This window comes from Halalkalibacter oceani (assembly GCF_023715605.1).
In the GTDB taxonomy this organism is placed as follows: domain Bacteria; phylum Bacillota; class Bacilli; order Bacillales; family Bacillaceae_D; genus Halalkalibacter; species Halalkalibacter oceani.
Genome location: NZ_JAMBOL010000001.1, coordinates 166,481 through 182,591, shown reverse-complemented (window position 1 = coordinate 182,591; position 16,111 = coordinate 166,481). Strand labels below are relative to the sequence as shown.

Genomic DNA, 16,111 nt, shown 5'->3' with positions numbered 1-16,111 from the left:
CCTCCTCTTTCATTCATTAGTTTACCATACAAACAGCCTGCCACCAAATGGAGGCTCTCTTTTACCGTTCCTGCTTCGACAGCTGAAACGCCTTTTTTAAATCCTTAAGTGCCGAACTCTTGCCATACATCAGCACGCCCCCTTTAAAAATACGGCCTCCAATCGCCGCCAGCACCGCAATGGTACCAAGAAGAATTACAAGGGCCAAAATGACCTCCCAGAGCGGAACAGGCAGCATGCCGACACGGAGAAACATCAGCATCGGTGTAAAAAACGGAATGAAGGACGCCACGGTCACGACCGTCGACTCAGGCGCGTTCAGCCCGAACATCGCCAGGAAAAAGGCGCCGATCACGAGGAAGTTGACCGGCCCGAGCACTTGATTGACATCCTCCACCCGGCTGACAATTGAACCGAGTGTCGCTGACAGCGTCGCATAAAGGAAATAGCCTAATAAAAAGAACAGGATGGCATAACCGAGTAAATCAAGCGGCAGCTCCTCTGACAAAAAAGCACCCGCCAATGAGCTTCCGTCGGCCTGCATCATCAAACTGACAGCACCGACCAGGAACAACAAACCATATTGCGTCAGCGCCAGCAAGCCAATGCCGACGATCTTACCGAACATTTGCGTGATCGGTGAAACCGTCGATACAAGAATTTCCATCACACGTGATGATTTTTCGGTGACAACCTCCGTCGCGATCATGTTTCCAAATAACAGCACCGTAAAATAAATAACAAATAACAGCACATAGACGATCATCTGCGCCTGCATTAATTCACTTTCTGATTTAGCCGTTTCACTGATCGTCGTCAGTTCAAAGGAGATCGGCTGGTAGATCCGCTCCAGTTCGACCGGGCTGAGGCCAAGTTCGACCGTCAAGCGCGTCTCCTTCACATGCTGCAAAGCCTGCTGCAGCTGGTTGGGCGCGAACGTTTGTGTTAAAGAATCAGAGAAATACTCTCCTTCGAGCTGCCCCTGTTGATCATAAGAGATCCTCAGAGCCGCATCATAGTCTCCTGCTTCGACGCTCTGACGGGCTTCTTCCAGCGTCTCCGCTTCTCCGGCCAAAATAATCCGCTCGGTAAACGGCTGCAGCTGGTCCCTTAACGGCTCAATCAGCTCATCCGTTTCATCGACGACAATAATATGAGTGGCTGCCTGCTCCGCATCCTGCTCGAACATCGTAAAAATCCGCTCCATATTCATGAAAAAGAGGACGAAGAGAAGCGTAATCGCCGTCGTAACGAGAAAGGTTTTCGTAAGCAGCTTCTTTGTATACGTATGGCCGACGATAATCCAGAAATTACGCATAGCTCTCCCCTACCTTTTCGATAAAAATATCGTGCAAGCTCGGCTCTTCCACTTCGAACTTGCGGACAAAGCCTTTTTCAGCAATAAATTGAAAGACATCTCTCGCGACATCCTCATGCTCGACCTGGAGACGCACCCCTTCTGCTGTCTGGCGATACTTCAGCACTCCAGCCTGGTCGGCTAATGATGACAAATCGTAATCGCTCGCAATAAAGACGTTTTTCTTGCTGAACGATTTCTTGATCTCGCGCAGCTTTCCGTATACGACCGGCTTTCCGTGGTGAAGAATACACAAATGCTCGCACAGCTCCTCCACATGCTCCATCCGGTGACTGGAAAATAAAATCGTCGTACCGTTTTGTTGCAGCTCCATTACGGCCCCTTTTAATAATTCAACATTGACCGGATCAAGTCCGCTGAAAGGCTCATCAAGAATGAGAAGCTCCGGTTTATGAATGACGGCGGCAATGAATTGGATTTTCTGCTGATTTCCCTTTGACAGCTCTTCAATTCGCTTTGTCGCATATTCCGGTACTTTAAACTGCTCAAGCCATTTTTCCATTTCAGCTAAAATCGTAGCCTTGTCCATCCCCTTTAGACGCCCTAAATAAAGAAGCTGGTCTTTCACCTTCAATTTCGGATATAACCCGCGTTCCTCCGGCAAATAGCCGACCTCATTCGTGCGCTGATAGGTGATTTCTTCGCCCTTCCAGCTGATTTTCCCTTCAGTCGGCTGCAGCAGCCCGAGCAGCATGCGGAATGTCGTCGTTTTCCCGGCTCCGTTTGCCCCGAGCATGCCAAACATTTGCCCTGCTGGAACGGTAAGCGTCAGATCATCGACAGCGGTGAACGCGCCAAAGCGCTTCGTCACATTTGTTATATCAAGTCCCATCCATAGCCCTCCTTGCCCATTCGTCTCTCTTTAGTCATACGATTCAGCGGCGTTGTCGTTTCATTTTCTTCATCAAGCTTCATTTTAGCACGAGTCATCAGCCGGAATCACTCAAACGCGGATTCCATTTTTTACAAATCAATAATGCGTTTCCGGCAAAAAGCCTTTTTCGATTGATTATTAGCCGGCTCCGTTTTAAACTGAACGTAAAAAGGGAAAGGGCTGACAGAAATGGAGTATACATTGACCGTTTTTAACGAAACAGGAGAGCTCGTTTTCGAGAATCGCTTCGAGGCAGAGACGGACGAAGCCGCCAAAGCGCTTGCGGAGCAGGATCTGCATGAACGTCAGTACTATAATCAGACGCACCGCTTGACCCGTTCTGGAACGCTGCTTTTATTTCATCGCTAGCAAAAAAGGAGAGGAGGTCACATAAAAAAAATAATCTTCATCCATTTCACGATACTATTGATTTGTATGCTGAGCTTCGCTTTATTTAAAAATCACGTGACAGGATCATTAGAAAAAACAGTCAATTTTAATGGCGGGGATTTTGAAGGCTATGCTGTTAAAACAGAGGGAAACCGGCTGTTACTCACCAATTATCTGGATGGAGACAGCTCCGGAGTTTGGCTCTCCTCTCAAGAGCCTGTCCCTATTGAACTCGGGCAATATGTCAGAGTATGGTTTAAAAATGGGCAGGCTCTCGGTACTCAACCGCTAAGAGCGGAACTTGACAGATTTGAAGTCGTGACGATCGCGCCACCAGGCCATTCAGACTTGACCGAGATCGAGGCAATACAAAAAGCCTTAAATCAAATAGAAGACGATAAACACATGCAAGTTCCCGCGATAAAATCGATTATTTTTCATGAAGAGGACAAACGATGGTCGATTGAAATGCTTAGTATGTATAACGATGATCTGATAACAATTAAAGTTGATGAAACATAAAAAAGCGTGAATAAATACACGCTTTTTTATGTTTCTAAGAGTAGTAGAAGGAAAGGAAGGTCGATCAGCCCCTCGGATTACTTTAAATCCGTATTTGAAGCGACAGTGATTTATTCAAAGTTTCTACATAATTACGGGCATACTTGTCGCATGAATCCTCTTGTAGCGAGCCTGAAAATGGCTTCCGTGCGTTATCATAATTAAGGTGTTTACCTAGACTCTTGACCAAGACACTATCGAAGCGGAGGAAATAGACGGAGACTCCTGCGAGAGAAAAAGCAACGGTGAGACCCCACAGGGCGGTAGCCCGAGGAGGCTCATCAGCTTCCCGCCGAAAGCGAAGTTTATTTCAGGAGCGGTGAACTTCCCCTCATGTAGGTAAAACACTTGATCTCCCCTTCATAAACTTCAAATGAAAGAACTTGACTAATCGTAAGAAGGATCTGAACCAAAACGAGTCAACGAATTTTCTTTGACCACCATCCAATGAGATCAGGGTGTCCCAAAAGGACGACGAACTTCCTTTTTGGCACACCCTTCGTTTATGTTATAATTGCACGCGTAGCTGCTTGCGGAACACCTCTCTGATCATGTACGAGACACCATTCTGCTCATTGGAGCGTGTCAACCAGTCGGCTGCTTCTTTGACCGCCGGAGTCGCATTGCCCATCGCTACGCCGAGGCCGGCCTGGGAAATCATTTCGACATCATTGTCGTAAGCGCCGATGGCGACCATTTCACTAGGCTCAATGCCAAGATGCTGCCCCAGTACGCTCAGCCCCCGCGCTTTTGAGGCTTCGGCATGGATGAAGTCATAGCGCCCCGCCCCTGTTTCCATCACATGGATCCCTTTTACCTGTTTTTTGATTTGCTGGATGGCTTTTAACTCCTCGCTGTCATGAAAGAACTGTACTTGTATTTTAGGAGGCGGACTCGCATCCTTTAACAATTGCTCACTGACAGAATCAACAAATGAAATCGGATAGTAAAGCGGATCACCGACCCCGACCGTCATTTTGGCAATTAAATTGCTTTTTTGGCGCACTCTGTTCCCGGTCGCATGATCTTCATGCAGAACGCGGATGTGACATTCATATTGCTCGAGAAAATCGGTAATCTGGATCGCAATTTCCGTCGGGATCGCTCTGACAAACAGCGGCTCTTTGTTCGAAGAGGCGACAAATGCCCCATCATTTGTAATCAAATAACTCGATAATTTTAATGATTTCGCTACCTTTTTGGCCGATGGAAACGGCCTTGACGTCGCCAATGTCACATAGACCCCTTTTTGTTTAACATAGTCAATTGCATCCTTTGTCTGCCTTGCTATTCTGGCATTTGCTTTTAGCAATGTTCCATCGATGTTCAGGGCTAGCAAGCGGTATGTCATCTTCCGTGTCCCCCTTTTCTCGTTGTCCATGATAAAAATATGGATTCACTCTTCTCCCTTAGCTTATGAGAAATGCCGTCAAGATAGAACTTCTCATTCTATTGAAAACCCTTCCTATCCGCTATATACTTTTTAATAACATCCAAAAAGGAGTCTTGACTGTGAAAAGATTGTTATCGTTTTATTTATTTCCTCCATTGATTCTAATTCTTTTATCTATATCGAGCATGGAACGGCCTATTGCCAACATTGGCATGACGATTCTCGCTTCCACTGTTCTCGGTCTGTTTGCAGGCTTTATTTTTCATATAGCCACCCTGATTGGCAAAAAACTGACGAAACATTAATCAATAAAAACAGGCAGCCCTGAGAGGACTGCCTGTTTCGACGCCATGGCGTATATGTTCACTGGTGAGCTTCGGCATCGCTTCAGCGCTTATTGCTGTTCCGGGTTGCCGTAAATCGCTTCAAGCGGTTCGGTAATGATCTTGTTGATATCGCCGATGATCACACTCAAACGCTGCTCTGCTTCCATCAACTTTGAAATCAGATCATGCTGCTGGATCACTTCAAATTGTTGTTGAGCCTGCTGCGCTTCTTCCTCGGTGATCTGAACTCCCTGCATTTGCTTCTGCTGAAGATCAAGCTGAAGTCGGCGGAAGTTATCAAGCATTTTCTTCGCAATCTCATCTGCTTCAATTTGCTCATGCAATGATTTCAATGTCGTAAACTCTTCACTTTCCGCTAAACCGCGCTTTAATTCCTGAGCCTTATCGTATACATTCGACATAAGGTAAGTCCTCCTAAAAAACATAGTCTTTTCGACTATAACATGTTCACTCCGACATTGCATCCCCTATAGCGAAATGAAGCAAATACTACAGTCGCTTTTCCTTTACCCGAGCATCAGCACAATAAAACTTTGAATCAGCCCGATCACACCGCCTAAAAGCGCCCCGAGATAAGTGATCATTTTAAATTCGCGCCTTGAAATTGATAAAACCAGCTCCTCGAGACGCTCGACAGAAAAGGCTTGTACTTGTTCGCGGACAATGTCGTCCAAATGAAAGCTCGCCAGTAATGTTTCTAAATGAAGCGCAAGCCACTCGGTGAGCAGGTCAACCCCTTTCGGAATGATTGCCGTCGTAACCGCTTCTTCATACTTCGGCGCCCATTCGTTCAGCGGCAGCTCAAGCCACTGATAAACCGGTACCTGCTGTTCGGCTGTCTGCACGAGCCAGGCGACAGTCTGTTCTTCATTTAAAAATTCTTCAAGCTCTCCGAGACGCTTTTGCTTGATATTATGCCATTCCTGGTTGAGCAGGTTTTCGACGAGCTGGCTTGTCCCTTCATCGCGGAAAAATTTGATCAGTTCAGGCTGGACTTTATCGACAAGCCGCTCATTTCCTAAAAACATCGACACCATATTTCCGATCGTCCCTTTTTGCGCGAGAAACCGATCAATCATCATACTGAGCCTTTCTTTTCCCTCTGGCTGCTGGAGAAAATGTTGGCCGCGCTCCAACAGATAAGCGGTCAGCTTTGGAATTTGCTGCTCTACCGCTCCCATTAAGGGGACCGGCAGGATCTGCTCCAGCGTTGTCTGCTGATGCTGATCAAAAAAAGCGCGGTATTTTTGCTGGATAAAGCGCTCAGTGCGCTCCACCGCCAGCTGCTTTGGCTCCTTTATGTCTGTATGCTCTTTCAGCAGCTGCGCAATGCTGACTTCACTCGCTGCCAGCTTCTTGACCTCACCCTGAAGCCAGCTCGTCATGCCGCTTGTAAAAGCAGAGCTTTTGAGCTTCTTTGCCAGTCCTTCTGCTGTCAATAAATAATCGACGACCATTTTGCCAAGCTGAGAGGCCAATTCATCATGACGCTTTGGAATTAATCCCGGCGTAAACGGCAAACGCCATCCCCTAATTTTTATCTCCCGGTACGGGCGAAAGAGCATTTTTATCGCTAATGAGTTGGTCACACCGCCGATAATCGCGCCAATGATGACCATAAAACCAATCAATCCTACTGTTTGCAACCGTGTGTCACTCCTTCAATGTTCTCTACGATAGCTCTAGTATACGATACGTTGTGACATCAAGCCAGCTTCGCTCGATGTATAAAATCATCCTCTCTCCGCCACGCTAGCAGTAAAGGAGTGGTGCAGATGGCAGATAAAAAAGATTCTCAGCACGAAGGACGAGATAAGTACTTTGTCGATGTTGACCGGATGATTAACGAAGGGCTTGGCGGCGGCACCGTCAATGACCACCATGCCGGAAAAATTGAACAAGCCCGTGATTTCAAGGAGGAGGATCCACCAGGCGAACAGTAATTAAGTCTAATCAAATAGCAAAAACGTTCCTTCAAGCCTAACCAAATGGTCAAAAACCTTCCTCCTTTCGGAACGGCTTCGCTCGCTTTGCCCGCTAATAAAACCGATTATCGGGCTTTTGGAAAGCGGCTTCGCTCGTTCCTTCAAGCCCAACCAAATGGTCAAAAACCGACCATTTGGTTGGGCTTTTTGGTATACTGTTGGAAACGTGTGTGGGAAGGGGATTGAGGATGATTGAGAAGGTGAAGCGGCAGTTTGCCGGGGCGATTTTTCCAGGGTCTTATCAGCCGGATGCGGAGGGTGTATTGTGGTTTGAGGGAGAGGATGAGAAGCCGCTCGGATTTGTGAAGGCGAAGCTGACGGAAAATGAGCAAATGCTGTTATCGCTCCTGCTGGAGGCTTATCGGCCTTTGCCTCTGCCGAAGTCGCTTTCGGAGAAGCAGTGGGCGGATTGGCTTTTTCATCAGGGCAAACCGCCTACTCAGCCTGAGTCGGTGCAATTGATTCACTTTCTGCTTGAAAAGCAGATTGAGGACGTCGCCGCTTTTCAGCAAATTTGGGAGAGCGAGTTTGATTTGTCGATGACCTTTTTGTGGATCAGTCCGACAAGAGGAGTCATTGTTACGGACGCCGGGCAGCAGGACTATGAATCACCTGATTATTTGAGCTTTTGTGAAGCTCTTTCGACCGATTTCTATGTCGATGTTACTCTTCTGATCGGAGCGAGTCAGCCGAGATCATTGGCAAAATCACAATTTCAGTGGGAGTCGGCCTGCTTTGACCGCTTCGTTGCGCCTAAAAAACGAAAGCGCGTTTATTACGAATATGAACTGATTCCTTACTTTTGGCTACAGTCCTTGTCAGCTCAGGAGCGAAGTCAATTTATTAGCCGGATTTTCGACAAAGAGCTGCTCGCGGATCAAGAGCTGTTAAAAAGTCTCCGCTTCTATTTCGAATCGAATCTCAATATTTCCGCCGCCGCCAAAGCCCTCCATATGCACCGCAACAGCCTGCAATACCGGATTGATAAATGGATGGAGCGGACGAGCTTTGATATCCGCCAATTCCCTCAGGCGGTCGTCGTCTATGTGGCGCTGCTTTTACTTGAGGAGGGCGTTTATCCTAAATAAGTGGTGCCTATTTGTCATTGTGCACAGCGGTTCCATAAAAGTTTGTGCAACGTTGCCATAGCTCTTCTTTCTCAAAAAACTTACAATTCAAATAAGTTAATGAGGAGGGACAATGATGGCAGAGATTCAATTAAAGAATGTGTACAAGGTATATGATGGGGATGTCACCGCTGTGACCGATTTTAACCTCGATATTGAGGATAAGGAGTTTATCGTGTTTGTCGGTCCTTCCGGCTGTGGAAAATCAACGACCTTGCGGATGATTGCCGGGTTGGAGGACATTTCAAAGGGTGATTTGTATATCGGCTCAAAACGTATGAATGATGTCGCCCCAAAGGATCGCGATATTGCGATGGTGTTCCAGAATTATGCGCTCTATCCTCATATGAATGTTTATGACAATATGGCGTTCGGGCTTAAGCTCCGCAAGTTTAAAAAAGATGAAATTGACCGGCGGGTGAGAGATGCCGCCAAAATTCTCGGCTTAGAGGAAATGCTCGATCGAAAACCGAAAGCGATGTCGGGCGGACAGCGGCAGCGCGTCGCTCTCGGACGGGCGATTGTCCGCGACCCGCAAGTGTTTCTTATGGATGAACCGCTTTCCAATCTCGATGCAAAATTGCGCGTACAAATGAGAGCGGAAATTATTAAGCTGCACAAGCGCCTGCAAACAACAACGATTTACGTCACGCATGACCAGACGGAAGCGATGACGATGGCGACACGGATTGTCATTATGAAGGACGGCTTTATTCAGCAGGTCGGCTCGCCAAAAGAAGTGTATGACAACCCAAAAAATATTTTCGTCGGGGGTTTCATCGGCTCCCCGGCAATGAACTTTCTCCAGGGTCGGATTGAGGGCGACTCGTTCCAGGCGGGCAATATTGCGATCAAGGTTCCAAGCGCCCGCTTAAAAGTGCTAAAGGAGAAAGGCTATGATGGGGAAGAACTGATTCTCGGCATTCGCCCTGAGGATGTTCATGATGAACTGGCGTTTATTGAGGCTTCGCCTGGCACAAAGATCACGGTGCAGGTTGATGTGGCGGAACTGATGGGAGCGGAAACGATTCTTTATACAACGATTGAAGGACAGGAGCTCATCGCCCGTATTGATTCCCGCACAACGGTGGCGAGTGGCGATTCAATTGATCTCGCCCTTGATATGAACAAAGTCCATTTCTTTGACAAAGAGACTGAGCTCGTCATTAAATAAAGACGGCTTATCTCGCGTAAGAGCCTGGAAAAAGGGAACTCGAAGAAGAGTAATGGCTCCGCTCATCACGAAAAAGCTGCTGAAAAAGTGAAAATCATACTTTTTCAGCAGCTTCCTTTGTCCCAGGCTCCTGTCATTATGACTTGTTTTTTCCGCCAATTGGGGAAAAGTCGGCGGCATAGAGCAGCTTCGACTCCTGCTTTTCAAGCATCGGAAAAGCGGTCGGCACAAATTTTTCAATCCAGTCGGGATCCTGATAAAGCTGTCTTCTTTTCACAGCGCGGTCATCCATGCTTTCGTATTCCCAGACGTGAATGACCTGGTTTAGTTCGCCAATATCCGTGTACCACCAGGCGACAAGCTTGGCATATTTCGTAATAACCGGAAGACCATTTTCCTCAAAATGCTTTAAATACTCCGGGACTTTCCCTACTTTAATCGTGTACGTTCTCATTTCATAAAACATGTAATCATCTCCTTTTTTGTAGTATCGTTTCTACCATCACTGTACGGATCAATGACCGGTATGTAAAGAGGGATCAAAGCTCCTCAGTGGCGTAAGCGCGTTCGATAATTGCTGCAATATCTTCGGCCCGTGTCAGGCGGGGATTTGACAGGACATTTGCGCTTCTCATCGAATCTTCGACCATTTGCGGCAAGTGGTCAAGTGAAACGCCTAACTCTTTAATATTATTTGGTATATTCAAAGATTGATTTAACCGTTTGACAGCCTCAATTGCTTTCTCCCCTGCCTGAAGCGTATTTAACCCCGTCACATTTTCCCCGAGCGCAACGGCAATATCCTTCATTTTCTCAGCGCAGGCCGGAAGATTAAACTCCATGACAAATGGCAGCAGCGTCGCATTGGCGATTCCGTGCGGAATGTTGAACACGCCGCCGAACGTATGAGAAATCGCATGTACATTTCCTAAACGCGACTGCGAAAAGGCGACTCCGGCCAGCATCGAGGCAACGAGCATATTTTCCCGGCTCTCCACATCCGTGCCGACGAAATAGGTTTTCTCTAAATCAGTGGCGATCATTTTAATCGCCTGAATCGCCAGCGCGCGACTCACAGGCGTCGCATCCTTCGACACGTAGGATTCAATCGCATGGGTTAGGGCATCCATTCCTGTGGCCGCTGTAATGCCTTGTGGCAGCTGCAAAATCAAGTCCGGATCTAAAAAGGAGACCTTTGGAAAGAGATGAGGGCTGATAATGACCGCTTTAAACAGCGTCTCGCGGTCTGTAAAAACGGTTGAAGCTGTGGCTTCACTGCCTGTTCCCGCTGTCGTGGGGATCGCAAACAATGGCAGAGTCGGGTTCGGCAGCTTGCCAATCCCTTCATAGTCAAGAATGCTTCCGTTATTTGTTACCATCGCCGCGATCCCCTTCGCCGTGTCGAGACTGCTTCCTCCGCCGATGCCTAGCACCGAATCACATTGCTCGGCGTTGAGAAAAGAGACCCCTTCCTCGACCAGCTCCGCCTTCGGATTCGGCTCTACGTCATTATAAATGGTATAATCAATCCCGCTGCTGCGTAAGGAGGCTTCAATTTTTTCCAGCAAATTCGCCTGTCTGACTCCTTTGTCCGTGACAATTAACAGCTTCTTAAGACGATAGCTTTTCAATGTTTCTCCAATTTGAGCGGAAATACCCCGACCACATTTGATGATCGTTGGAATTGAAAATTGATAATTTTTCCCCATTTTCTCCTCCCTCTCTTTGTAAGCGCAATCATTTTTTTCATTAGGAATGATGGTCTGACCATAATAAATAATTATGATTGTGGTGGAACAAAGGAAGGATGACCGGCAAGGAATCCGCCATCAACCGCTAAAATATGGCCGGTGATAAAACTCGCCCGCTCCGATACAAGAAACTCAACGGCTTCCGCGACTTCTTCCGGTGTTCCGAAGCGCTGCTGAGCTGTTTGATTGAGCAGTTTTTGGCGGTAATCCGGTTCCTCCAGTGTTCTTCGCGTCATTTCCGTTTCAATAAAACCTGGGCTGACGGCATTCACTTGAATATTATGCTTGCCCCATTCAACGGCTAGCAGCTTCGTATATTGGACAAGTCCACCTTTCGCTGAAGCATAGGCACTTTGGTTCGGGGTAACGATATGAGACTGCATCGATGTAATATTTAATATTTTACCTGACTGCTGTTGAATCATCTGCTTACCGACTTCCTGACACATCCGGTACGCCCCGCTTAAATTAATATTTAATACTTTCTCCCAATCCTCTTCCTGATAGTCCTCAGCTGGAATGCGGATATTAATTCCGGCACAGTTAACGAGAATGTCAATCCGGCCAAACCGATCGATCACTTCATCGACAAATTGCTGAACAGACTTCCGTTCGGAAACGTCAAGCACAAGTCCATGAACTTCTCCGATTGAGGAAAGCTCCGTTACAGTTTGCTTACTATCGGCTTCCGTACGGCTGCCGAACACAACGAGATGCCCTGCTTGAAGAAGCCTTTTGACGACCGCTTTTCCAATGCCGCGGCTCCCTCCTGTCACCACTGCAATTTTTTGTTGTTCCTCTACCACAGTCTATTCCCCCTGTTAACGTTTTTATCCCTTCAATAACAAAGGAATATGCTTCACATTATATAGTCTTTCTCGATATTTTTGCAAGAAAATTCGCTAAATTAGGAGGAAAAGGAGGGGGCTTACTGTTCTTTTACTTGATACACAAAAGAGCTCGAACAGGCGGGACAAATCATATAATGAGGACAAAGCTGTTCTTCCCGGTCATTTGCGATGCCGTTGGCGGCCTTCGCTACTTCAATTTCTTCATAGGGCTTGTAGCTGTCTTCGTAATCCATAATTTTGCCAAAATCAACAGTGCGTACATGACAAGCTGGGCATGTGTAATCAATTTGACTCATGCCGTTGCAAACCGTACAGATTGCCATTTCGATACCTCCCCATTGTTTAAAGGGTGCCCTAAACGGACACCCTCTTTTTAAAGCCATTTCATTATTGTTGTTTAAATCCGCCCATTTGCTGTTCAGCCATTTGGACAAGGCGCTTCGTGATTTCTCCACCTACAGAACCGTTAGAACGAGAAGTCGCATCAGCTCCAAGCTGCACGCCAAATTCTTGCGCAATTTCGTATTTCATTTGATCAAGCGCTTGTTGTACACCAGGTACAAGAAGTTGGTTTGAATTTCCGTTATTGTTGCTAGCCATTTGATTCACCTCCTTCTGTACTTCTAGTGTGGTTTTTTTAGAGGCAGATATGTACGCACAAGCTGTGTAATAAATGGAAAAAGAGCTTGCGACAAAAGCCTTTGTCGCAAGCTCGAAGCAATGAGCGGAACCGCCACCATCTTTAATATCCTGTGGCGTGTGAAGCCATTGCCGTGCTTTTTCATCCCCCTAGGTTATTTCGGGCGCAGTGCTTTGATCTCATTTACGATCTCGGGATTTTCAAGTGCCGTTTGGTTGCCGACCTCTTCGCCTGCATAGGTGGCCTTCAAAATGCGCCGCATCACTTTTCCATTTTTTGTTTTTGGCAAATCAGGAATAAAGTGAATCGCCTGCGGGATGAACGCTTTTCCCAACGTCCGCGCGAGATGAGTCTTTAGCTCCTGTTTCAATGACTCATTTGCCGACACATCCCCGTGGAGAACAACAAAGCAGATCGCCGCCTCTCCTTTTATTGGATCGGGAATGCTGATTGCCCCCGCTTCATGAACGGCGCTATGACTGACCAAAGCCGTTTCAAATTCATTTGGTCCGATCCGCTTTCCGGCAATCGTAAACGTATCGTCCGAACGTCCGCTGATTCGCCAATAGCCCGACGCGCTGCGGACAGCGGTATCACCATGCACCCACACGGATGGCCAGCGGGACCAATACGTCTCAATATAACGTTCCGGCTCGTTCCAAAACCCGTTTGTCATCCCGACCCACGGCTTTGTCAAAATCAGCTCACCGGCTTCTTCTATGACCTCTTTCCCTTCCGCCGAATACACGGCCGCCGCCATTCCCGGCAAGGCGGCATTAAACGTACTCGGCTCAATCGGCCGGATCAGAATATTTCCTAAAATCCCGCCGGCAATTTCCGTGCCGCCTGAATAGTTGATGATCGGCAGCCGGCTTTTGCCAACATGGGTAAACAGCCATTCCCACGGTTTATCATTCCACGGTTCACCTGTTGAGGCCAGCACCTTTAATTCAGACAACTCATGCCTCTGCGTCCACTGTTCACCATACTTCATCAGCGCCCGCACCAAGGTCGGTGAAAGACCGAAATGAGTCACCTTGTACTCAGTCGCCAGCTGCCAAAGCCGATCGGGGGCCGGATAGTCGGGAGCGCCTTCATAAAGCACAATCGCGGCACCATTAAGCAAGGCACCGAACATAAGAAAAGGTCCCATCATCCAGCCGAAGTCAGTATACCAAAACATGCGGTCCTTCTTGTTCACGTCCATGCAAATCCCGGCATCAAACGCCGCTTTCAACGGAAAGCCGCTATGAGTATGGACGGTGCCCTTCGGCTTGCCGCTCGTTCCCGACGTATATAAAATCATCAACGGGTCGTCGCTGTTCATCGTTTCTGTTTTTTTAAGCGGCGGCGAGTGAAGAAGTGCTGTCCATTTTACATCGCGTCCCTCTTTCCACGAAACTGCCGTTTTCAGCCGCTCAACGACGACGACATGCTGAACAGTCGGGCACAAGGCTAATGCCTGATCAAGCTCCTGCTTCATCGCAATTTCCTGCCCTTTGCGGAAGTAGCCGTCAGCGGTGATGACAGCCACCGCCTCAGCCGCTTGAAGCCGCGTTGCGACAGCCTCGTATCCATAGCCGGAGAAAATCGGGGAAAAAATCGCGCCGAGCTTCGCTATCGCCATCAGCGCAATCACCGTTTCCGCTAGCACCGGCATATAGATCATCACGACATCTCCACGCTTCACACCGAGCTTCTTCAACCCGGCGGCGATCCGCTCCGTTTCCTCCGTCAGCTCCTGAAAGCTCATGCTCCGCTTTTGCCGATCCTCACCTTCCCAAAAAAGGGCCGGCTGTTGACGATATTCTGCCGTGGCGCTCCATTTTTCAATCGCATTATAGCTGGCGTTAAGCAGACCGCCACGGTACCAAATCGGCCATTCGATCCCCCTGGCCGGGTCATAAGCCCTCTCATAGCGCCTATACCAGCTGATTCCCAGCTCTTTTTCCGCCTGTTCCCAAAACCAGCCGGGATCGGTAATCGAGCGCTCGTAAAACTCCTCATAATCAGTAAAACCGAGTCTTTCCATCCATTGATAAAGCCTTGTTCTTTCGATTTCGTCCACTGAAGGACGCCAGCTTTTTTCCACGGCTCTACTCCTTTCTTACACGGGATACACCGGGTGCTTCCGTTCGCTAAACGTTCTTTCCTGTCCTTCATAAGCGGAAAAGCGTCGGGTCAGCTCCTCCCGCAAATCATCGCCTTCTACGATCCCGTCAACGACCATTTCGGAGGCAAGATGATAAATATCAATATCCTGCTGATAAGCGTTGCGACGCTCCTCGATAAAAGCGGCTCTTTTTTCCGGAGGAAGCTCGGCAATTTTTTTCGCATACACGGCCTGCACGGCCGCTTCCGGCCCCATGACGGCAATTTGTGCCTGTGGGAGGGCGAGACAGCAATCCGGCTCGAACGCGGGACCGGCCATCGCGTACAGCCCTGCACCATATGCCTTGCGAATAATTACGGAAATCTTCGGGACAGTCGCTTCGGCCATCGCGGCGATCATTTTCGCGCCGTGGCGAATAATCCCGGCGCGCTCGACTTTCGTTCCGATCATGAAACCCGGAATATCGGCGAGAAAAAGCAGTGGAATATGAAAGGCATCACAGAGCGTCATAAATTTTGCCGCCTTATCGGCTGAATCGGGAAAAAGCACGCCTCCTTTTACCTTTGGCTGATTGGCGACGATTCCGATCACCCGTCCGTCCAAATGGGCGAATCCGGTAATCAGCTCGGGCGCGAACAGCTTCTTCCATTCAAAAAAGGAGTTCTCGTCGATCAGCCGCTCAATCAGCTGATACATATCAAAAGGGGCATTTTGATTGGCCGGAATCAGCTCATCTATCGAGCCGGGAACGGACGGCCGCGGCTCAGCCCGGCGAGGCCGCTCCTTATAGCTCGCCGGAAAATAACGCAAATAATCGCGGGCAAAACGGATAGCCTCCTCCTCTGTCGCCCCCAGAATATCGCCGCAGCCCGACACTTGACAGTGCATCCGCGCTCCTCCCATTTCTTCAAGCGACACTTTCTCGCCAATGACCATCTCGGCCATCCGCGGTGAGCCTAAATACATCGACGCATTGCCGTCGACCATTATTACCGTATCGCAAAAAGCAGGAATATAGGCGCCGCCGGCGGCGGACGGTCCGAATAGAAGACAGATTTGCGGTACCTTGCCCGACAGCTTGATCTGCTCGTAAAAAATCCGGCCTGCCCCGCGTCGTCCCGGGAACATCTCAACTTGATCGGTAATTCTCGCCCCGGCAGAGTCGACTAAATAGAGCAGCGGGACGTGGAGCTTTTCAGCGGTTTCCTGCATTCGTATCATTTTTTCGACCGTCTTGGCTCCCCACGACCCGGCCTTGACGGTCGAATCGTTGGCGATCACGCACACGGTCTGTCCATTTATCTTGCCTATTCCCGTGACAACACCGTCAGCCGGCAGCCCTTCCTTTAACGCATTGGCAAACAATCCGTCTTCCAGCGCCAGACCATCGTCCAAAAGCAGCTTGAGCCGTTCGCGGACGAACAGCTTGTTTTGCGCTTTATTGCTGGCATGGTAATGCGGCTTTCCTCCGGCGCGCAGCTTCTCCGTCCGCTCATGAAATGTATCTTCCTGCGTCATTTTTCTCCC

The 16,111-nt window shown here is 48.5% G+C and carries 18 protein-coding genes; 6 read left to right on the top strand and 12 right to left on the bottom strand.

All coding sequences use genetic code 11. From position 1 onward, the window contains the following. Positions 1-61: 61 nt before the first annotated feature. Both M3202_RS00880 and M3202_RS00875 read right to left on the bottom strand, forming a co-directional pair. On the bottom strand, positions 62-1,318 hold the full coding sequence (locus M3202_RS00880; protein ID WP_251221496.1) for an ABC transporter permease: 1,257 nt from the start codon (positions 1,316-1,318) through the stop codon (positions 62-64). Next, positions 1,311-2,210, bottom strand: a complete 900-nt coding sequence (locus tag M3202_RS00875; RefSeq protein ID WP_251221495.1) for an ABC transporter ATP-binding protein — start codon at positions 2,208-2,210, stop codon at positions 1,311-1,313. Before M3202_RS00875 ends, M3202_RS00880 begins: the two co-directional genes overlap by 8 nt. A gap of 231 nt (positions 2,211-2,441) precedes the next feature. On the opposite strand from M3202_RS00875, the gene M3202_RS00870 reads away from it, so the two are divergent. Further along, positions 2,442-2,621: a YhzD family protein gene (locus M3202_RS00870; RefSeq protein WP_251221494.1), complete on the top strand. Its 180-nt coding sequence runs from the start codon at positions 2,442-2,444 to the stop codon at positions 2,619-2,621. 66 nt (positions 2,622-2,687) lie between these two features. Then, the gene (locus M3202_RS00865; protein WP_251221493.1) at positions 2,688-3,164 is read left to right on the top strand and encodes a YobA family protein; all 477 of its coding nucleotides are present in this window, start codon (positions 2,688-2,690) and stop codon (positions 3,162-3,164) included. A gap of 547 nt (positions 3,165-3,711) precedes the next feature. On the opposite strand, the gene M3202_RS00860 is transcribed toward M3202_RS00865, so the two are convergent. Continuing rightward, entirely contained in the window at positions 3,712-4,554 is an 843-nt protein-coding gene (locus M3202_RS00860; protein WP_251221492.1) for a Cof-type HAD-IIB family hydrolase, read from the bottom strand. Positions 4,555-4,715: 161 nt separating this feature from the next. On the opposite strand from M3202_RS00860, the gene M3202_RS00855 reads away from it, so the two are divergent. After that, positions 4,716-4,901 (top strand): hypothetical protein, encoded by a 186-nt coding sequence (locus tag M3202_RS00855; protein ID WP_251221491.1) that lies wholly within the window; start codon positions 4,716-4,718, stop codon positions 4,899-4,901. Between the two features lie 89 nt (positions 4,902-4,990). Here the strand turns inward: M3202_RS00855 and M3202_RS00850 are convergent, their stop codons facing one another. Together M3202_RS00850 and M3202_RS00845 are read right to left on the bottom strand one after the other, a co-directional pair. Next, entirely contained in the window at positions 4,991-5,344 is a 354-nt protein-coding gene (locus M3202_RS00850) for a YlbF/YmcA family competence regulator (protein WP_251221490.1), read from the bottom strand. Positions 5,345-5,449: 105 nt separating this feature from the next. Continuing rightward, positions 5,450-6,589, bottom strand: coding sequence for a DUF445 domain-containing protein (locus M3202_RS00845; protein WP_251221489.1), 1,140 nt, complete (start codon positions 6,587-6,589; stop codon positions 5,450-5,452). Between the two features lie 129 nt (positions 6,590-6,718). Here M3202_RS00845 and M3202_RS00840 point away from each other — a divergent pair, with 129 nt between their 5' ends. From M3202_RS00840 to M3202_RS00830, 3 genes are all read left to right on the top strand, one after another. Continuing rightward, complete coding sequence (locus M3202_RS00840) at positions 6,719-6,886, top strand: hypothetical protein (RefSeq protein WP_251221488.1); 168 nt, start codon at positions 6,719-6,721, stop codon at positions 6,884-6,886. Between the two features lie 230 nt (positions 6,887-7,116). Further along, positions 7,117-8,016 carry a PucR family transcriptional regulator gene (locus tag M3202_RS00835; RefSeq protein WP_251221487.1) on the top strand — a complete coding sequence of 300 codons (900 nt, stop codon included), beginning with the start codon at positions 7,117-7,119 and terminating at the stop codon, positions 8,014-8,016. A gap of 115 nt (positions 8,017-8,131) precedes the next feature. Further along, positions 8,132-9,229 carry an ABC transporter ATP-binding protein gene (locus tag M3202_RS00830; RefSeq protein WP_251221486.1) on the top strand — a complete coding sequence of 366 codons (1,098 nt, stop codon included), beginning with the start codon at positions 8,132-8,134 and terminating at the stop codon, positions 9,227-9,229. Between the two features lie 136 nt (positions 9,230-9,365). On the opposite strand, the gene M3202_RS00825 is transcribed toward M3202_RS00830, so the two are convergent. The 7 genes from M3202_RS00825 to M3202_RS00795 all read right to left on the bottom strand — a co-directional run bounded on the left by M3202_RS00825 (position 9,366) and on the right by M3202_RS00795 (position 16,102). Then, complete coding sequence (locus tag M3202_RS00825) at positions 9,366-9,695, bottom strand: NIPSNAP family protein (protein ID WP_251221485.1); 330 nt, start codon at positions 9,693-9,695, stop codon at positions 9,366-9,368. 73 nt (positions 9,696-9,768) lie between these two features. Continuing rightward, entirely contained in the window at positions 9,769-10,938 is a 1,170-nt protein-coding gene (locus M3202_RS00820; protein ID WP_251221484.1) for an iron-containing alcohol dehydrogenase, read from the bottom strand. Between the two features lie 71 nt (positions 10,939-11,009). Then, positions 11,010-11,786 (bottom strand): SDR family NAD(P)-dependent oxidoreductase, encoded by a 777-nt coding sequence (locus tag M3202_RS00815; protein ID WP_251221483.1) that lies wholly within the window; start codon positions 11,784-11,786, stop codon positions 11,010-11,012. Between the two features lie 122 nt (positions 11,787-11,908). After that, the gene (locus M3202_RS00810; RefSeq protein WP_251221482.1) at positions 11,909-12,154 is read right to left on the bottom strand and encodes a hypothetical protein; all 246 of its coding nucleotides are present in this window, start codon (positions 12,152-12,154) and stop codon (positions 11,909-11,911) included. Between the two features lie 64 nt (positions 12,155-12,218). Next, positions 12,219-12,431: an alpha/beta-type small acid-soluble spore protein gene (locus tag M3202_RS00805; protein ID WP_251195537.1), complete on the bottom strand. Its 213-nt coding sequence runs from the start codon at positions 12,429-12,431 to the stop codon at positions 12,219-12,221. Between the two features lie 194 nt (positions 12,432-12,625). Next, on the bottom strand, positions 12,626-14,503 hold the full coding sequence (locus M3202_RS00800) for an AMP-binding protein (RefSeq protein WP_251221800.1): 1,878 nt from the start codon (positions 14,501-14,503) through the stop codon (positions 12,626-12,628). A gap of 75 nt (positions 14,504-14,578) precedes the next feature. Further along, positions 14,579-16,102 (bottom strand): acyl-CoA carboxylase subunit beta, encoded by a 1,524-nt coding sequence (locus tag M3202_RS00795; RefSeq protein ID WP_251221481.1) that lies wholly within the window; start codon positions 16,100-16,102, stop codon positions 14,579-14,581. Positions 16,103-16,111: the final 9 nt, after the last annotated feature.

Bases quoted from the DNA above. Each gene is read 5' to 3' on its own strand.
- M3202_RS00880 (WP_251221496.1), bottom strand. From the start codon at position 1,318: ATGCGTAATTTCTGGATTATCGTCGGCCATACGTATACAAAGAAGCTG.
- M3202_RS00875 (WP_251221495.1), bottom strand. From the start codon at position 2,210: ATGGGACTTGATATAACAAATGTGACGAAGCGCTTTGGCGCGTTCACC.
- M3202_RS00870 (WP_251221494.1), top strand. From the start codon at position 2,442: ATGGAGTATACATTGACCGTTTTTAACGAAACAGGAGAGCTCGTTTTC.
- M3202_RS00865 (WP_251221493.1), top strand. From the start codon at position 2,688: ATGCTGAGCTTCGCTTTATTTAAAAATCACGTGACAGGATCATTAGAA.
- M3202_RS00860 (WP_251221492.1), bottom strand. From the start codon at position 4,554: ATGACATACCGCTTGCTAGCCCTGAACATCGATGGAACATTGCTAAAA.
- M3202_RS00850 (WP_251221490.1), bottom strand. From the start codon at position 5,344: ATGTCGAATGTATACGATAAGGCTCAGGAATTAAAGCGCGGTTTAGCG.
- M3202_RS00840 (WP_251221488.1), top strand. From the start codon at position 6,719: ATGGCAGATAAAAAAGATTCTCAGCACGAAGGACGAGATAAGTACTTT.
- M3202_RS00835 (WP_251221487.1), top strand. From the start codon at position 7,117: ATGATTGAGAAGGTGAAGCGGCAGTTTGCCGGGGCGATTTTTCCAGGG.
- M3202_RS00830 (WP_251221486.1), top strand. From the start codon at position 8,132: ATGGCAGAGATTCAATTAAAGAATGTGTACAAGGTATATGATGGGGAT.
- M3202_RS00825 (WP_251221485.1), bottom strand. From the start codon at position 9,695: ATGTTTTATGAAATGAGAACGTACACGATTAAAGTAGGGAAAGTCCCG.
- M3202_RS00820 (WP_251221484.1), bottom strand. From the start codon at position 10,938: ATGGGGAAAAATTATCAATTTTCAATTCCAACGATCATCAAATGTGGT.
- M3202_RS00810 (WP_251221482.1), bottom strand. From the start codon at position 12,154: ATGGCAATCTGTACGGTTTGCAACGGCATGAGTCAAATTGATTACACA.
- M3202_RS00805 (WP_251195537.1), bottom strand. From the start codon at position 12,431: ATGGCTAGCAACAATAACGGAAATTCAAACCAACTTCTTGTACCTGGT.
- M3202_RS00800 (WP_251221800.1), bottom strand. From the start codon at position 14,503: ATGGAAAGACTCGGTTTTACTGATTATGAGGAGTTTTACGAGCGCTCG.
- M3202_RS00795 (WP_251221481.1), bottom strand. From the start codon at position 16,102: ATGACGCAGGAAGATACATTTCATGAGCGGACGGAGAAGCTGCGCGCC.